General features: G+C 72.1%; 17 protein-coding genes. 5 read left to right on the forward strand and 12 right to left on the reverse strand.

Features of this window, described 5'->3' with window-relative positions; all coding sequences use genetic code 11:
* Positions 1–228: AGE family epimerase/isomerase (locus M7D61_RS06025; RefSeq protein WP_298228577.1), on the forward strand; the 228-nt coding region annotated here is incomplete at its 5' end.
* A gap of 98 nt (positions 229–326) precedes the next feature.
* Here the strand turns inward: M7D61_RS06025 and xerD are convergent.
* The 3 genes from xerD to M7D61_RS06040 are packed head-to-tail and all read right to left on the reverse strand — an operon-like array spanning position 327 to position 3579.
* Complete coding sequence (gene xerD, locus M7D61_RS06030) at positions 327–1250, reverse strand: site-specific tyrosine recombinase XerD (RefSeq protein ID WP_298228579.1); 924 nt, start codon at positions 1248–1250, stop codon at positions 327–329.
* Positions 1250–1879 carry an NUDIX hydrolase gene (locus M7D61_RS06035; protein WP_298228581.1) on the reverse strand — a complete coding sequence of 210 codons (630 nt, stop codon included), beginning with the start codon at positions 1877–1879 and terminating at the stop codon, positions 1250–1252. Before M7D61_RS06035 ends, xerD begins: the two co-directional genes overlap by 1 nt.
* Before the next feature lie 2 nt (positions 1880–1881).
* Entirely contained in the window at positions 1882–3579 is a 1698-nt protein-coding gene (locus M7D61_RS06040; protein WP_298228641.1) for a CTP synthase, read from the reverse strand.
* A 105-nt stretch (positions 3580–3684) separates the two neighbouring features.
* On the opposite strand from M7D61_RS06040, the gene M7D61_RS06045 reads away from it, so the two are divergent.
* From M7D61_RS06045 to recN, 4 genes are read left to right on the forward strand one after another with little or no spacing between them, the layout of a single operon-like run.
* Complete coding sequence (locus tag M7D61_RS06045) at positions 3685–3879, forward strand: hypothetical protein (protein WP_298228583.1); 195 nt, start codon at positions 3685–3687, stop codon at positions 3877–3879.
* The gene (locus tag M7D61_RS06050) at positions 3879–4676 is read left to right on the forward strand and encodes a TlyA family RNA methyltransferase (protein ID WP_298228585.1); all 798 of its coding nucleotides are present in this window, start codon (positions 3879–3881) and stop codon (positions 4674–4676) included. Before M7D61_RS06045 ends, M7D61_RS06050 begins: the two co-directional genes overlap by 1 nt.
* 5 nt (positions 4677–4681) lie before the next feature.
* Positions 4682–5584, forward strand: a complete 903-nt coding sequence (locus tag M7D61_RS06055; protein ID WP_298228587.1) for an NAD kinase — start codon at positions 4682–4684, stop codon at positions 5582–5584.
* A gap of 26 nt (positions 5585–5610) precedes the next feature.
* Positions 5611–7311, forward strand: coding sequence for a DNA repair protein RecN (recN, locus tag M7D61_RS06060; RefSeq protein WP_298228643.1), 1701 nt, complete (start codon positions 5611–5613; stop codon positions 7309–7311).
* Here the strand turns inward: recN and M7D61_RS06065 are convergent.
* From M7D61_RS06065 to argB, 9 genes are all read right to left on the reverse strand, one after another.
* Positions 7302–8303 carry an HAD-IIA family hydrolase gene (locus tag M7D61_RS06065; protein ID WP_298228589.1) on the reverse strand — a complete coding sequence of 334 codons (1002 nt, stop codon included), beginning with the start codon at positions 8301–8303 and terminating at the stop codon, positions 7302–7304. The two genes, recN and M7D61_RS06065, sit on opposite strands and share 10 nt — an antisense overlap.
* Positions 8284–9588: a hypothetical protein gene (locus tag M7D61_RS06070; protein WP_298228591.1), complete on the reverse strand. Its 1305-nt coding sequence runs from the start codon at positions 9586–9588 to the stop codon at positions 8284–8286. The genes M7D61_RS06065 and M7D61_RS06070 overlap by 20 nt, the downstream gene beginning before the upstream one ends.
* Positions 9585–10892, reverse strand: coding sequence for a tyrosine--tRNA ligase (tyrS, locus tag M7D61_RS06075; RefSeq protein WP_298228593.1), 1308 nt, complete (start codon positions 10890–10892; stop codon positions 9585–9587). The genes M7D61_RS06070 and tyrS overlap by 4 nt, the downstream gene beginning before the upstream one ends.
* A gap of 115 nt (positions 10893–11007) precedes the next feature.
* A complete protein-coding gene (locus tag M7D61_RS06080) occupies positions 11008–11622 on the reverse strand; it encodes a DNA-3-methyladenine glycosylase (protein WP_298228595.1) in 615 nt (204 codons plus the stop codon).
* Entirely contained in the window at positions 11613–11750 is a 138-nt protein-coding gene (locus M7D61_RS06085; protein WP_298228597.1) for a hypothetical protein, read from the reverse strand. The genes M7D61_RS06080 and M7D61_RS06085 overlap by 10 nt, the downstream gene beginning before the upstream one ends.
* Before the next feature lie 23 nt (positions 11751–11773).
* Positions 11774–13204, reverse strand: coding sequence for an argininosuccinate lyase (gene argH / locus M7D61_RS06090; protein ID WP_298228599.1), 1431 nt, complete (start codon positions 13202–13204; stop codon positions 11774–11776).
* 108 nt (positions 13205–13312) lie between these two features.
* Entirely contained in the window at positions 13313–14230 is a 918-nt protein-coding gene (gene argF, locus M7D61_RS06095) for an ornithine carbamoyltransferase (protein WP_298228601.1), read from the reverse strand.
* An 89-nt stretch (positions 14231–14319) separates the two neighbouring features.
* Positions 14320–15531: an acetylornithine transaminase gene (locus M7D61_RS06100; RefSeq protein ID WP_298228603.1), complete on the reverse strand. Its 1212-nt coding sequence runs from the start codon at positions 15529–15531 to the stop codon at positions 14320–14322.
* Positions 15528–16418, reverse strand: a complete 891-nt coding sequence (argB, locus tag M7D61_RS06105) for an acetylglutamate kinase (RefSeq protein WP_298228645.1) — start codon at positions 16416–16418, stop codon at positions 15528–15530. Before argB ends, M7D61_RS06100 begins: the two co-directional genes overlap by 4 nt.
* Positions 16419–16431: the final 13 nt, after the last annotated feature.

The raw sequence follows: 16431 nt of genomic DNA on the forward strand, positions 1-16431 counted from the left end.
TTCGGCTCGTGGATCCACCAGCTCGACCCGACGAACGTGCCGTCGACGACGATCTGGGAGGGCAAGCCCGACATCTACCACGCCTACCAGGCGGTCATCCTGCCGATGCTGCCGCTCGCCGCGAGCCCGGCCGGCGCGATCCTGGCGGCGCGGGAACGCGCAGGCGGACACCCCGGTCGGCGCGCGGATGGGCCGGCACGGAGGCATCCCGCAACGAATTCGGGCTGAACGTCAGCGGCATTGCGGCGCGTCGCGGGCGATATCGCGGCGTGTCGGCCGAATCTCAGCCCGACCGCGCGCTGCCGGTCCTCGACGCACCACGGCGCTCACCGCGCCCGCGGGTGGGCCAGCGTATAGGCATCCCGCAGCGAGTCGACTGTCAGGTGCGTGTAGATCTGCGTCGTCGCCACCGAGGCGTGGCCGAGGAGCTCCTGCACGACGCGCACATCGGCGCCGCCCTCGAGCAGGTGGGTCGCGAACGAATGGCGAAGCGTATGAGGCGAGATCTCGACGGTGAGGCCCGCGCGCTCCGCCGCACGCCGGATGATGAGCCAGGCGTTCTGGCGCGACACCCGCCTGCCCTGCTGCCCGAGGAAGAGCGCAGGGGTCGCGATGCCGCGCACGGACAATCCCGGCCGCACCCGGACGAGGTAGGCGTCGAGCGCCTCGCGCGCGTACGAGCCCAGCGGCACGATGCGCTGCTTGTCGCCCTTGCCGGTGAGCCGGATGATCTCCCGATCGATGACGTCGTCGACGTTGAGGCCGACGGCCTCCGACACCCGCGCGCCGGTGGCGTAGAGCAGCTCGAGCAGGGCGCGATCGCGCAGCTGCACCGCATCGTCGCCGGAGACCGCGTCGAGCAGCGCCGTCACCTGCGCCTGGGTCAGCGCCTTGGGGAGCCGCTGCGGGCGCTTCGGCGCGACGAGCGCGCGCGCCGCATCCGTCTCGACGCGCTCCTCGAGCAGCAGCCAGCGGTGCAGTGAGCGCACACTCGAGAGCATGCGGGCGGTGGATGTCGCGCTGAAGCGGGCCGCGAGGTGCCCGGCGTACTCGTCGAGCACCATCCGATCGGCGTCCCGCACCGACGCGATGCCGCGCGCGGCGAGCCACGCCGTGTACGCGCCGAGGTCGCGCCGGTAGGCGATGACCGTGTTGCGCGCGAGCGAGCGTTCGAGGGCGAGGTGCCTCAGGTACTGCTCGACGTCGCGATCCGGCGACCGCCCGAGCGGCGATTCGGGCGCGCCGGGCATCAGAAGTCGAGTCGGGGATGCCGCGTCCACGGCTCCTCGGGCGAGCCCAGGTTGACCCAGTCCCGGGCGCGCGACGCGGCGGCTGCGAGCACGCCGCCGACGAGCGACGGGTTCTGCAGGCGCCGCGCGAGCACGCCGTCGACGAGTTCGTCGAGACCCACCCAGCGGCGCTCCATGTCGGCCTCCTCGTCCTCGCGGGGGAAGGGCTCGGGCGTCGCCGAGAGCCCGCGGGCGAGGTAGATGCGGATGGCCTCGTTGCTGCCGCCAGGGGTCGTCAGGAACTCGCCGAGCAGGTGCCAGTCCGTGGCGACGAGATCCGCCTCCTCGGCGAGCTCGCGCTGGGCGGCGGCGAACGCCGACTCGCCGGCGAAGTCGAGCAATCCCGCCGGAATCTCCCATTCGCGGTAGCGCACCGGGTGGCGGTACTGCTTGATGACAAGCACCCGCTCGTGTTCGTCGAGGGCGAGGACGGCGACCGCACCGGGGTGCTCGACGAACTCGCGCTGCAGCTCGCGGCCGAGGTAGTGGAACCGCTCGCGCACCACGCCGAGGATGTGACCCTCGAAGATGACCTCGCGATCGAGGATGGCGTGCTCTTCCGGCTCATCCGCGAGCAGTGCGTCGGCCATGCTCAGGCGATGATCTCGACGGGCGCCGAGATCGGCGCGGGTTCGTCCGCATCCGCCTCGACGGGGAACAGTGCCTGCGCCTCGGCGCGCTCGATCGCGGCCCCGACGAGTCCGCGGAACAGCGGGTGCGCCCGGTTCGGGCGGGAGCGCAGTTCGGGGTGCGCCTGGGTGCCGACGTAGAACGGGTGAATGTCGCGCGGCAGCTCGACGTATTCGACGAGGTGGCCGTCGGGCGAGGTGCCCGAGAACCACAGGCCGGCCTCGGCGATCTGCTCGCGGTACCGGTTGTTGACCTCGTAGCGGTGTCGGTGGCGCTCGAACGCCTCGCTCGCACCGTACAGCCCCTCGACGATCGAGCCGGGCGCGAGCTTCGCGGCGTAGAGGCCGAGGCGCATCGTGCCGCCCATGTCGCCGGCAGCGAGGATGTCGACCTGCTCGGCCATCGTGGCGATGACGGGGTAGACGGTCTCGGGGTCGAACTCGCTCGATGAGGCCCCCGGCAGCGACGCCTGGTTGCGCGCGTACTCGATGACCATGCACTGCAGGCCGAGGCAGAGGCCGAGGGCCGGCAGCCTGTTCTCGCGGGCGAAGCGCAGTGCGCCGAGCTTGCCCTCGATGCCCCGGATGCCGAATCCGCCGGGCACGCAGATGCCGTGCACCCCGCCGAGGGCCTTCGCCGCACCGTCCGGCGTCTCGCAGGTGTCGGAGGCCACCCATTTGAGGTTGACCTTGACGTGGTGGTAGAAGCCGCCGGCCTTGAGCGCCTCGCTCACCGAGAGGTAGGCGTCCGGCAGGTCGATGTACTTGCCGACGAGGGCGATAGTGATCTCGCTCTTGGGCTCGTGCACGACCTTGAGCAGTTCGTCCCAGCCGGCGCGGTCGGGCTCGGACGCGGTGAGACCGAGCTGACGCACGATGTAGTCGTCGAGGCCCTGCTCGTGCAGCATCCCCGGGATGTCGTAGATCGACGGCACGTCGATCGCGTTGACGACGGCGTCCTCGTCGACGTCGCACATCAGGGCGATCTTCTTCTTGTTGGCGTCCGAGACCGGCCGGTCGGAGCGCAGCACGAGCGCATCGGGCTGGATGCCCATCGAACGCAGCGCTGCCACCGAGTGCTGGGTGGGCTTGGTCTTCTGCTCGCCGGACGCGTTCATGAACGGCACGAGCGAGACGTGGACGAAGAAGCAGTTGCCGCGGCCGAGCTCGTGGCGGATCTGCCGGGCCGCCTCGATGAACGGCTGCGACTCGATGTCGCCGACGGTGCCGCCGACCTCGGTGATGATGACGTCGGGGCGCGGCGTCGCCGTGGCCTGCAGGCGCATACGGCGCTTGATCTCGTCGGAGATGTGCGGGATGACCTGCACGGTGTCGCCGAGGTACTCGCCCCGGCGCTCCTTGGCGATGACCTGGGAGTAGATCTGGCCGGTCGTGACGTTGGCCGCCTGCGACAGGTTGACGTCGAGGAAGCGCTCGTAGTGGCCGATATCGAGATCGGTCTCGGCTCCGTCGTCGGTGACGAACACCTCGCCGTGCTGGAACGGGTTCATCGTGCCCGGATCGACATTGAGGTACGGGTCGAGCTTCTGCATGACGACGTGCACGCCGCGGCTCGTCAGCAGGTTGCCGAGGGAGGCGGCCGTGAGGCCCTTCCCGAGGGAGGAGACGACACCGCCAGTCACGAAAATGTGCTTGGTCATGCCGCCGGAAGAATCACTCACCACGGAACTCCATGCTAACCCGAGGGACTGACTCGCCACGACGACGCGCTGCCTCGCATGTGACGGTTGCGTTACCGTTTGGGCATGACGTCGGGTTCGGGCATCGAGGACGCAGGATTCCTCGATCGGCTGCAGCTCATCGAGGCGCAGCCGATCGAGGAGCGCGCGAGCGCCTATGCGCTGTTGCACGACGAGCTGCGCGAGGCGTTGGACGCCGCCGATCGGGCCGCGGGCGCTGCCGATCGGGCCTCAGGCGCTACCGACCGGGCGGCGCGTTAGTGCCGCAGCGGCTCGACGCCGCCCTCGTGGCGCGCGGCCTGGTGCCCTCGCGCACCCGGGCGACCCGGCTCATCGGCGAGGGCCGCGTGTCCGTCGACGGCCGGACCGTGCTCAAGGCATCCGCCCCGGTCGACGAATCGGCGGACGTCCGCGTCGCCGAGCTCGACCACTACGTGAGCCGCGGCGCGCACAAGCTCATCGCGGCGCTCGACGCCTTCGGGATCGGCGCGACCGGCCGCCTCGCGCTCGACGCGGGCGCCTCGACCGGGGGCTTCACCCAGGTGCTTCTCGAGCGCGGGGCGCGCCGTGTCCTCGCCATCGACGTCGGCCACGGCCAGCTCGCGAACCCGCTACGGCTCGACCCGCGCGTGGTGAACATCGAGGGCGTCAACCTGCGCGCGCTGACCCCCGCGCAGCTCGCCCACCTCGCGAAGTCGCCCGAGCGCCCCGATCTCGTCGCGGCCGACCTGTCGTTCATCTCGCTGACGCAGGTGCTGAGCGCGCTCGTGGAATCCGCGGCGCCCGGCTCCGACTTCGTGCTGCTCGTCAAGCCGCAGTTCGAGGTCGGCCGCCAGGGCGTGCGCGAGGGCATCGTGCGGGACGGAGGCTTGCGCGCCGACGCCGTGGCGAACGTGCTCTGGGCCGGCCACGACCTGGGACTGCGCGTCGCCGGCCTCATCCCGAGCCCCCTCGTCGGCACGCACGGCAATCGCGAGTTCCTCGCCCACCTGACCGCGAGTGCGGGCACGCATCCGACAGAATGGTTGGACACGATCGCGTCCATCGCTGGAGGGTGACGAGCATGTCCGAGCGCTTCATCCTCGTCGTCGTGCATGCGCCGCGGCCCGACGCGCTCGAGGCGGCGAAGAAGGTGCTCCGCGAGATGCACGCCGCCGGGGTCACGCCCGTGCTCGAGGCGGAGGACCGCACCCGGCTCATCGCGGCCGACCCGTCCTTCGCCGGGGTCAAGACCCTCGGCACCGACGTCGCCGCGGCCGCCCTCGACCTCGTCATCGTCCTCGGCGGCGACGGCACCATCCTGCGCGCCGCCGAACTGGTGCGCGGCACCGACGCGCCCCTGCTCGGCGTCAACCTCGGCCACGTCGGATTCCTCGCCGAGCTCGAACGCGACGACCTCGCCGTCGCCGTCGCCCGCGCCGTCGACGGCGACTACACCGTCGAGGAGCGCATGACGATCGAGGTGCGCGTCAAACGCGACGGCGAAGTGGTGTGGGACGGCTGGGCCCTCAACGACGCGAGCGTCGAGAAGGCGAGCCGCGAGCGCATGCTCGAGGTCGCACTCGAGGTCAACAAGCGACCGCTGTCCACGTTCGGCTGCGACGGCATCGTCATCTCGACCCCGACCGGGTCGACTGCCTACTCGTTCTCCGCCGGGGGCCCGGTGGTCTGGCCGACGCTCCACGTGCTGCTCGTCACGCCGCTGTCCGCGCACGCGCTGTTCGCCCGCCCCCTCGTGCTCACCCCGGAGACCCACGTCGCCGTCGAGATCCTCGAGCGCACCACCTCCGGCGGCATCCTGTGGTGCGACGGGCGCCGCTCGGTCGCCCTGCTGCCCGGCGACCGCGTCGTCGCCACCGCGTCCGACCAGCCGGTGCGCCTCGCCCGTCTCCACCAGCGCGAGTTCACCGACCGCCTGGTGCGCAAGTTCGACCTGCCCGTCGCCGGCTGGCGCGGCACGCCGTGAGCGGTCGCCTCGTGACCACGCGCGGGGTGATCGACGAGCTCGTCATCCGCGACCTCGGCGTCATTGCCGACGCGGTGCTGCCGCTCGGCCCCGGCTTCACGGCGGTCACCGGCGAGACGGGTGCGGGCAAGACGATGGTCGTGACGGCGCTGGGATTGCTCCTCGGCGAGCGCTCCGACGCGGGTGCGGTGCGCGCGGGCGCGGCGGCGGCCTCAGTCGAGGGGCGCTGGGTCGTCCCCGCGGCGGGCACGGTGGCGGATCGCGTCGCCGAGGCAGGCGGAGTGCTCGACGCCATCGACGGAACGGGATTCGGCGAGCTCGTGCTCGCCCGCTCGGTCTCGGCGGAGGGCCGCTCGCGCGCCTCGGCCGGCGGGCGCGGCGCCCCCGCTGCGGTGCTCGCCGAGCTCGGCGAGGCGCTGGTGGTCGTGCACGGGCAGTCCGATCAGCTCCGGCTGCGGTCGGCCACGGCGCAGCGCGAGGCGCTGGACCGGTTCGCGGGCGCCGAGTTCGCGGCGGCGCTGGCCGGGTACGGCGAGGTGTATGCACGGTGGCGCGCCGGTACGGCCGAGCTCGAGACGCTCCTCGTCGAACGCGATCGGCGAACGCGCGAGGCCGATGAGCTGCGCGCCTCCCTCGCCGAGATCGAGGCCGTCGCGCCGATCGCGGGCGAGGACGCCGAGCTCGCCGAGCGCGCCGAACGGCTGACGAACCTCGAAGGCCTGCGCTCGGCCGCCGCCGAGGCGCACGAGGCGCTGTCGGCGGAGTCCGACGCGCCCGACGCCCTCTCGCTCGCGGATGCCGCCCGCCGCGCCCTCGAGCGTGGCGGCCGCCACGACCCTGCCCTCACCGCACTCGCCGAGCGGGCGGCCGAAGCCGGCTATCTGCTGCGCGACCTCGCCGGCGACGTTTCGTCGTACCTCGCCGGCCTCGACGCCGACGGCGCGCACGATCTCGAGCTCGTCCACGAGCGGCGGGCGACGCTGACGGCCCTGACGCGCAAGTACGGGCCGACGCTCGAGGACGTGCTCGCGTTGCTGTCCTCGGGCAGCGATCGCCTGCTCGAGATCGACGGGGATTCCGACCGGATCGCGCTGCTCGAGCAGCAGGTCGCCGCCGACGCCGCCGCCGCGCGCGAGCGCGCCGCCGACCTCACCCGCCGCCGCGCCGAGGCCGCCGGCCTGTTCGCGGAGGCCGTCACCGGCGAGATCGCCGCCCTCGCCATGCCCGACGCCCGCGTCGTCGTCGCGGTCGAGCCCCGTGCCGAGCTCGCCGAGCACGGCGCCGACACGGCGCAGATCCTGCTGCGGCCCCACCCGGGCAGCGAGCCGCGCCCGCTCGGCCGCGGGGCCTCAGGCGGTGAGCTCAGCCGCGTCATGCTCGCCATCGAGGTCGTGCTCGCGGCATCCGACCCCGTGCCCACTTTTGTGTTCGACGAGATCGACGCGGGCGTGGGCGGCGCAGCAGCGATCGAGATCGGCCGGCGGCTGGCCCGGCTCGCGGAATCCGCGCAGGTCATCGTCGTCACCCACCTCGCCCAGGTTGCGGCGTTCGCCACGAACCACCTCACCGTGGTCAAGGGGTCGGACGGCGCTGTCACCGCCTCGAGCGTGATCCGGCTCGACGGCGAGGCGCGGGTCGCCGAGATGGCACGGCTGCTCTCGGGCCTGCCGGACTCGGCGACCGGGCTCGAGCACGCCCGGGAGCTGCTGTCGCTGGCTCAGGTGTAGAGGCTCTCCGGCACCTCGAGCGCGTAGATCGGCGTGCCGGATGCCCAGATCGCCGCGCACGCGGCGCGGAGCAGATCGGTGCCGACGCCCTTCACGATCTCGACCCGGGCGCCGGCGATGCGCACCTTCGCCTCGCCGACACCGGTCACGTCGCCCTTCGCCTCGGTCGGCGGGTAGGGCGCTCTCAGCCCGCGCAGGTCGTCGAGGATGTAGGTCGGACGCTCGTCCGGCTTCGCCGCGAGAAGCTGCTTCGCCCGGTCGATTCCGGTGAGGACGAGGGCGCTGGCGATCCCCGCCCGGTTGGCGCCGAGGATGTCGGTGTCGAGGCGGTCGCCGACCATGAGCGCCTTCCGCGCGCCGAACCGGGCCACGGCGGCGTCGAAGATCGCCCGCTCGGGCTTGCCCGCCACGAGCGGGAGTCGCCCGACCGCGGTGTGCACCGCCGACACGAGGGTGCCATTGCCGGGCGCGATGCCGCGCTCGACGGGAATGGTCCAGTCCATGTTCGTCGCGACCCAGACCACATCTGGATCGGCGAGTGCGAACGCCGCCTCGGCGAGGTCCTTCCAGCCGAGGTGCGGGGCGAAGCCCTGGATGACGGCTGCGGGGCGCTCGTCGGCGGACGCAACGGGGAGGAATCCGGCCTTCGCGACCTCGTGGCTGAGCCCTTCTCCCCCGGTGACGAGCACGCGGCTGCCGGCGCGGACGTGCTCGGCGAGCAGGCGCACCGCAGCCTGCGGGCTCGTCACGACATCCTCGGGAGCCGTGCGCAGTCCGAGCGTGCGCAGGTGCTCGGCCACCGAGGCGTCGGTGCGCGAGGCGTTGTTGGTCACGTAGCCGACGCGGATGCCGGAGTCCTGCGCCGCATTGAGGGCGTCGACGGCGTACCGCACGGCCCCTGCCCCGCGGTAGACGACGCCGTCGAGGTCCGCGAGCACGAGGTCGACGCCGTCGAGCGGCGCGAGACGGCGCTCAGCCCTCAGTCGCGGCATCGTCGTCGGTGTCGGTGCCGACCGCCGGGTCCGGCGCGTCGTCGGGGGCGAGATCGTCGGGGTCCTCGTCGAACTCTTCGATGACGTCGACCGTCTCGGACTCGTCGACATGGGCGTGCTCGGCGAGCGCGTCGGCGGCGGCGTCCGCGCGCTCGTGCCACTGGGCGGCTTCGGCGGCGCGGCCGAGGTCTTCGAGCACATCGCCGTAGGCGCGGAACAGCTCGGGGCTGTAGGCGTAGGCGACGTCCGGGTCGAGCTGCGGGATCTCGAGCTCGGTGAGGGCGAGCTCCGTCTGTCCCAGGTCGAGACGGGCGCCCGACATCGCGATGGCGAGGGATGCCTGCACGTCGGGACTCAGTGTCGTGCGGTCGACGCTGCGGCCGAGCTCGAGGGCCCGCTCCGGCCGGCCGACGCCGCGCTCGGAGTCCACCATCAGTGCGATCTGGTCGTCGCGGCCCGAGATGCGGCGGTAGGTGCGCAGCTCGCGCAGCGCGAGAGCGAAGTCGCCGGTCGCATACGCCGTGATGGCGAGGGTCTCGCGCACGACCGCGATGCGCCCGCCGCGCCGCGCGGCGCTCAGCGCGTGCCGGTGTGCGAGCTCTGGATCGTCCTCGATGAGCCGGGACGCCATGACGAGGTGCTTGGCGACCTCCTCGGCGTTGTCCTTGGCGAGGGTGCGGAGCTCGCCGCGGGCACCCGGGTCGAGCTGCTTCGCGGTGACATCGTTGGGGATCTCGGGATCGTCGTGGCGGGAGCGCACCGGGCGCAGCTCGCGGGCGAGCCGCTCCTCCTCCGTGAGCGGCGGGCGTACCGGGCGCTCGTCGCGGCCTCGGCCGTTGCCGCGCGAGGGCTTGCCGTCGCGCGTCCAGAGGCCCGGCTTGCCGTCGTCTCGCCGCGGGCGGGCGCTGCGCTCGCCGGGCGTGCCGTCGCGCTTCCAGGCGGGCTTGTCGCCCTCGCGGCGCGGTCTCTCTCCGTCACGCTTCGGCGCGGCGCCGTCCTTCTTCCAGGCGGGTCGATCGCCGTTGCGCTTGGGCCGCTCGTCGTCCTTCTTCTGCCACGCCGGCGTGTCGCCGTCGCGCTTCCAGGCCGGCGCGTCGCCGTCCCGGCGCGGGCGTCCGGTCGCTCTCGAGCGTCCGGCTCCGCCGGAGCGACCGGAACCTGCGCCGCCGCGTCCAGCGCCGGAACCGCCTCGGTCCGAACCTGAGCCCGAGCCGCCGCGCCCGGCTCCGGAACCGCTCGGCTTTCCGCCGCGGCGTGGCGGGCGGGCGCCGCCGGAGCCGCTCACCGCTGCTCCGCCACGACGCCCGCGAGGGTGCGCTTGCCGCGGCGCAGCACCGCGAGACGACCGCCGATCAGGTGCGAGCCGATGGTCGCCGACTCGTCCTCGATCTTGGCGTTGTTGACGTACACGCCGCCCTGCTGGATGGCGCGGCGCGACTCCGACAGCGAGGTCGTGAGGCCGGTGTCGACGAGCAGCTGCGCGACGGCGGAATCCGCGCCCGCCGATGCCGTCGGCAGTTCCCGCAGCGCCGACTCCAGGGTCTCGGCGTCGAGGGCGGCGAGGTCGCCGTTGCCGAAGAGCGCATGCGAGGCCGCGATCGCGGCCTCCGTGGCCGCCACCCCGTGCACGAGCGCGGTCACCTCGTAGGCGAGCACCCGCTGCGCCTCGCGCCTGAACGGCGCGGCGGACACCGCCGCCTCGAGCCGCTCGATCTCGGCGCGGGTGAGGAACGTGAAGATCTTGAGGCGCGCTACGACATCGGCGTCGTCGGTGTTGAGCCAGAACTGGTAGAAGGCGTAGGGGCTCGTGAGGCGCGCGTCGAGCCAGACGGCGTTGCCCTCGGACTTGCCGAACTTCGTGCCGTCGGAGTTCGTGATGAGCGGAGTGCCGATGGCGTGGGCGCTCACCCCCTCGACGCGGTGGATGAGGTCGGTGCCGCTGGTGAGGTTGCCCCACTGGTCGCTGCCGCCGGTCTGCAGGATGCAGCCGTAGTGCCGGTACAGCTCGAGGAAGTCGAGCCCCTGCAGGATCTGATAGCTGAACTCGGTGTACGAGATGCCCGCCTCGGAGTTGAGGCGCGCCGCGACGGCGTCCTTCTTGAGCATCGTGCCGACCCGGTAGTGCTTGCCGACATCGCGGAGGAAGTCGATGGCGGAAAGCGGCGCCGTCCAATCGAGGTTGTTGACGATCCGAGCCGCGTTCTCGCCGTCGAAGGCGAGGAACTTGCGCACCTGGGCCTCGAGGTAGCCGACCCACTCGGCGACGGTCGCCTTGTCGTTGAGGGTGCGCTCGGCGGTCGGGCGGGGGTCGCCGATGAGACCCGTCGAGCCGCCGACGAGCCCGAGCGGCCGATGCCCGGCGAGCTGCAGTCGGCGCAGCAGGAGCAGTTGCACGAGGTTCCCGAGATGGAGGCTGGGCGCCGTGGGGTCGAATCCGCAGTAGTAGGTGATCGGCCCGCCCGCGAGCAGCGCTTTGAGCTCTGCCTCGTCGGTCGAGACGTGCACGAGCCCGCGCCAGACGATCTCGTCCCAGATGTCGTCGAAGGAGCCATCGTTGCGCTGCGCAGCGGGGCTTGCGGGCGTAGGCACGCCCTCAAGCCTACTGAGCGCGGCCGGCGTGGGCGCGCGGCCGACTCAGGTGATCGATCCGGTGGATCGATCACCTCGGCCGACGAAAGGCGGCAGCCCAAATGCCGCGGCAGACTCAAAGACCGGTCTTGCGACGTGGCGCGTGGGCTCTGTAGGCCGACACCGTGGGCTCTCCCGGAATCCAGAACCGCCAGGGGTACGCCTCGCTGCCGCCATCGCCTGCGACGCCGACGCGCGGACCGCTCGCGACGGGCGGGCGCGCCGTCGCGGACTCGAGCAGGAAGGGAGGCGCGAGCAGGTCGGCGCCGGTGTCGGCGAGGCGAATGCCCGCCGCCACGGTCAGCCGTGCAGGCCCCCGGGCCAGATCGCGGTCGGCCACCTGCGCGCCCCGGCGGCGGCGGGCGAGCTCGACGCCTGCGACGACCTCGGCTGCCCGCAGAAGCACCGCCGTCGCCGCACCCTCTGCACCGCAGACGATGTTGGCGCAGGTGTGCATCCCGTAGGTGAAATAGGCGTAGAGCTGCCCGGCCGGCCCGAACATCACCGCGTTGCGGGCGGTGCGACCCCGGAAGGCGTGCGAACCGGGGTCGGCCTCGCCGTGGTACGCCTCGACCTCAGTGAGGCGCAGCACCACCTCGCCATCGGGAGAGTCGTGGTGCAGCAGCGCCCCGAGCAGATCCGGCGCCACCTCGAGTGCCGGCCGGGCGAGGAATCCGCGGTCTAGAACCACCGGATGTGGTTAGCGGCGCCCCAGATGATGGCACCGCCGATGATGACGACGGCACCGCCGATGATGAGCCAGAGCACCCAGTTGGGGGCGGCCTTCTTGCGGTTCGGGTCGTTGGTCGAGTAGCTCATCGGATTCCCTGGGGGGTAGCGGTCTAGGCGGCGAGGCGGGACGAGAGGTACCGCACCCAGTCGGCGATGTCCGCGATCTGGCGGGCGACACCGGCGGGGGCGGTTCCCGCGTGACCGTCGCGAGCCGCGACGGATCCTTCGACCGTGAGCACCTGGCGCACGGCGGGGCTGAGGAACGGCGAGATCTCGGCGAGGGCCTCGTCGGAGACCTCGTCGAGCGCGAGCCCGCGCTGCTCGGCGTAGGAGACCAGGCTGCCGGTGATCTCGTGGGCGTCGCGGAAGGGGACGTGCTGCTTCACCAGCCACTCGGCGACATCGGTCGCGAGCGAGTAGCCCTCGGGCGCGAGTGCGCGCATCCGGTCCGTGTGAAACTTCAGCGTCGCGACCATGCCGGTGAAGGCGGGCAGCAGCACCTCGAGGGTGTCGACCGAGTCGAAGACGGGCTCCTTGTCCTCCTGCAGGTCGCGGTTGTACGCCAGCGGCAGGCCCTTGAGCGTCGCGAGCAGGCCGGTGAGGTTGCCGATGAGACGACCGGCCTTGCCGCGCGCAAGCTCGGCGATGTCGGGGTTCTTCTTCTGCGGCATGATCGACGAGCCCGTCGAGTAGCTGTCGCTGAGGGTGACGAATCCGAACTCGCGGGTGTTCCAGAGGATGATCTCCTCGGCGAAGCGCGACAGGTTGATGCCGATCTGCGCCGCGATGTAGGCGAACTCGGCGACCTGGTCGCGCGCGGCGGTGGCGTCGATCGAGTTGGGCTCGAGCTCCGCGAAGCCCAGTTCGTGGGCGATGAGCTCGGCGTCGAGGCCGAGGGTGCTGCCGGCGAGCGCACCGGAGCCGTACGGAGAGTACCGGAGGCCGGTGCGCCAGTTGCCGAGGCGCTCGAGGTCGCGGCCGAACGCCCAGGCGTGCGCGAGCAAGTGGTGCGCGAGCAGCACCGGCTGGGCGTGCTGCAGGTGGGTGCGGCCGGGCATGATGGCGCCCTCGTGCCGCTCGGCCTGCGCGACGATCGCATCGACGAGGTCGACGAGCAGTGCGCCGATCTGCGCGGCGTGGTCTTTGAGGTAGAGCCGGATCAGCGTCGCGATCTGGTCGTTGCGGCTGCGGCCGGCGCGCAGTTTGCCGCCGAGCTCGGCGCCGGCGAGTTCGATGAGGCCGCGCTCGAGGGCGGAGTGCACGTCCTCATCGGATTCCTCGGGGCTGAAGGACCCGTCGGTGACCCTGCCCGCGAGAGCGTCGAGTGCGGCGGTCATCGCCTCGAGCTCGTCGGCGGTGAGGTATCCGGCCTTCTCGAGCGCCTTCGCGTGCGCCTTCGAGCCGGCGATGTCGTAGGGGGCGAGCACCCAGTCGAAGTGCGTGGACCTGCTGAGTCGGACGAGCTCGGGCGCGGGGCCGCCTGCGAAGCGGCCGCCCCAGAGGGCGCCGGCTTCGCCCGCGCGGTTGTGCTGCTCGCTCATCCCGTTCATCCTATTGAGGCTCGGCTATCCAACCGTGAGTGCGCGCGCTCCCGGCAGTGGCGACGCACGGCGGACCCGCGCCGGGCAGGGACCGGCGCAGCCATGAGATCAGCCCAGCAGCCAGGCGAGCAGGGCCTTCTGGGCGTGCAGGCGGTTCTCCGCCTCGTCCCAGACGAGGCTCTGCGGGCTGTCGATCACGGAGGCGGCGACCTCGTAGCCGCGGTACGCCGGCAGGCAGTGGAGGAAGACCGCGTGCTCGTCGGCGAGCGCCATGAGGTCGTCGTCGACCGTGTAGCCGGCGAAGGCGGCGACGCGAGCGGCCTTCTCCGCCTCCATGCCCATCGACACCCAGGTGTCCGTCGTGATGACGTCGGCGCCGGATGCCGCCACGCGCGGGTCCGACACGACAGCGACCGAGCCGCCCGTCGTGGCCGCGCGCTCGGCCGCGGCCCGCACGATCTCCGGGTCGGGCTGGAAGTCCTCGGGCGCGGCGATGCGCACGTGCATCCCGGCGGTGGCCCCGGCGAGCAGGTACGAGTTGGCCATGTTGTTCGCCCCGTCGCCGACATAGGCGAGGGTGAGGCCGGCGAGGTCGCCCTTGTGCTCGCGCACGGTGAGCAGGTCGGCGAGGAGCTGGCAGGGGTGGAAGTCGTCGCTGAGCGCGTTGACGACGGGCACGCGGGTGCCCTCGGCGAGCTCTTCGAGGCCGGACTGCGCGAACGTGCGCCAGACGATCGCCGCGACCATGCGCTCGAGGACGCGGGCAGTGTCGGCGATGGACTCCTTGCCGCCGAGCTGGCTCTCGCCGGGGTTGATGATGAGCGGGATGCCGCCGAGATCGGCGATACCCGTCGCGAAGCTCACCCGGGTGCGCGTCGAGGTCTTGTCGAAGATGACGGCGACCGTCTGCGGGCCTTCCAGCGGCCGCAGCGCGAAGCGGTCGCGCTTCATCGCGAGCGCGAGGTCGAGGATCTCGGCCTGCTCGGCGGGCGTCACATCGTCGTCGCGCAGGAAGTGTCGGGTCATTGATTCAGGGTATCGGTGGCCGACGACGGAGATTCCGTCAGAAATTGCGTCGTCCGGCGCCCGACGTCCCGGTAGGGAGGCCGGATTCCTCAGGCAGCCACCGCTTCGACGTCGGCGAGCGCGGCCGCGAACCGCGTCGTGAACTCCGCCACCTCGTCGTCGCCGATGATGAGAGGCGGCGCAAGTCGGATGGTGTCCTCGTTGGGGGCGTTGACGATGAGGCCGTGCTCGAGGGCTGCGGCAACGATCGCGTCGGCGACCGGCTGCGTCAGGGCGACGCCGAGCAGCAGCCCGGCGCCGCGCACCCCGGTGACGAGCGGCGAGCCGATGGTCGCGATAGCGGCGCGCAGCTGCTCGCCGCGGCGCCGGGCGTTGCCGACGAGGTCGTCGGCCTCGATCGTGGCGAGCACCGCGTTCGACGCCGCCGTCGCCAGCGGATTGCCACCGAAGGTCGTGCCGTGGTGGCCGCGCTCGAGCAGCTCGGATGCCGCGCCGAAGGTGATGAGCGCGCCGATCGGCACACCGCCGCCGATGCCCTTCGCCACCGTGATCGCATCGGGCGCGATGCCGGTCTTCTGGAAGGCGAACCAGTCCCCCGTGCGGCCGGCGCCGGTCTGCACCTCATCGACGATGAGCAGGGCGCCGTGGGCGCTGGTCAGCGCGCGGGCGCGCTCGAGGAATCCCTCGGGGAGTGCGACGACGCCCGCTTCGCCCTTGATCGGCTCGACGAAGAGCGCGGCGACGGTGTCGTCGATATTCGCCTCCAGCGCCTCGAGCGTGGAGTCGATGAACTCGACGCCGGGCACCATCGGCTCGAAGGGCTCGCGCAGGTACGCCTTGCCGGTGAGGGCGAGGGCGCCCATCGTGCGCCCGTGGAAGGCGCCCAGGAGCGAGAGGATGCGGGTGCGCGTCGCGCTCTGATTGCGCCGGGCCAACTTGAATGCGGCCTCGTTCGCCTCGGTGCCCGAGTTCGCGAAGAAGACGCGGCCGCCAGGCCCCGCGCCGGCGAGTCGCAGCAGACGCTCCGCGAGCGCGAGCTGCGGGGCGCTCGCGAAGAGGTTGGAGACGTGGGCGAGGGTGGCGATCTGCTCGCTGACCGCCTTGACGAGGGCCGGATGGGCGTGCCCGAGGGAGTTCACGGCGATGCCGGCGAGGAAGTCGAGGTAGCGGTTGCCGTCGGAATCCCACACCCAGGAGCCTTCACCGCGCGTGAGCAGCAGCGGGGGCTGCGAGAACGTCTTCATGAGGTTGCTCGCATACGCCTCGCGCCAGTCGGCCGCAGCCGCGCTCGTCTCGGTCACCCCGTCACCTCTGTTCCGATTCCTTCGCTGGTGAAGATCTCGAGCAGGATCGAGTGCGGCACCCGCCCGTCGATGATCGCCGCGGTCGGCACGCCGCCGTCGACGGCGTCGAGGCAGGCCGTCATCTTGGGGATCATCCCCGATTCCAGGCTCGGCAGCAGCGCGCGCAGCTCGTCGGCCGTGATCGACGAGACGAGCGAGTCGCGATTCGGCCAGTCGCGGTAGAGGCCCGCGACGTCGGTGAGGACGATGAGCTTGGCCGCCCCGAGCGCCACCGCCACGGCGGCCGCGGCGGCATCCGCGTTGACATTGAGGCTCTGGCCGGAGGTCTCGGCATCGGGTGCGACCGAGGAGATGACCGGGATGCGCCCGGCGTCGAGCTGCGCCGTGATGACCGCGGGATTCACCTTCACGACGTCGCCGACCAGGCCGAGGTCGACCTCCTCGCCGTCGACGACCGCGCCACGGCGCCTGCCCTCGAAGAGCCCGGCGTCCTCGCCGGAAATGCCGAGCGCGAGCGGCGCGTAGGCGTTGATGCTGCCGACGAGCTCGCGGCTGATCTGGCCGGTGAGCACCATCCGCACGACGTTCATCGCCTCGGGCGTCGTGACCCGGTAGCCGCCGCGGAACTCGCTCGCGATGCCGAGCCGGTCGAGCGCCGCGCTGATCTGCGGGCCGCCGCCGTGCACGACGACCGGCCGGATGCCGACGTAGTTGAGGTAGACCATGTCGGCGGCGAACGCCCGCCGCAGCTCCTCGCTCACCATCGCGTTGCCACCGAACTTCACGACGACGATCTGGTCGCGGTAGCGGCTCAGCCACGGCAGCGATTCGATGAGGATCGCGGTCTTGTCGGAGGCGGAGATGGCGGCCTGGTCGACGGGCAGTTCGGGCTCCGTC

The sequence above is a fragment of the Gryllotalpicola sp. genome, from assembly GCF_027352875.1.
Taxonomy (GTDB): domain Bacteria; phylum Actinomycetota; class Actinomycetes; order Actinomycetales; family Microbacteriaceae; genus Gryllotalpicola.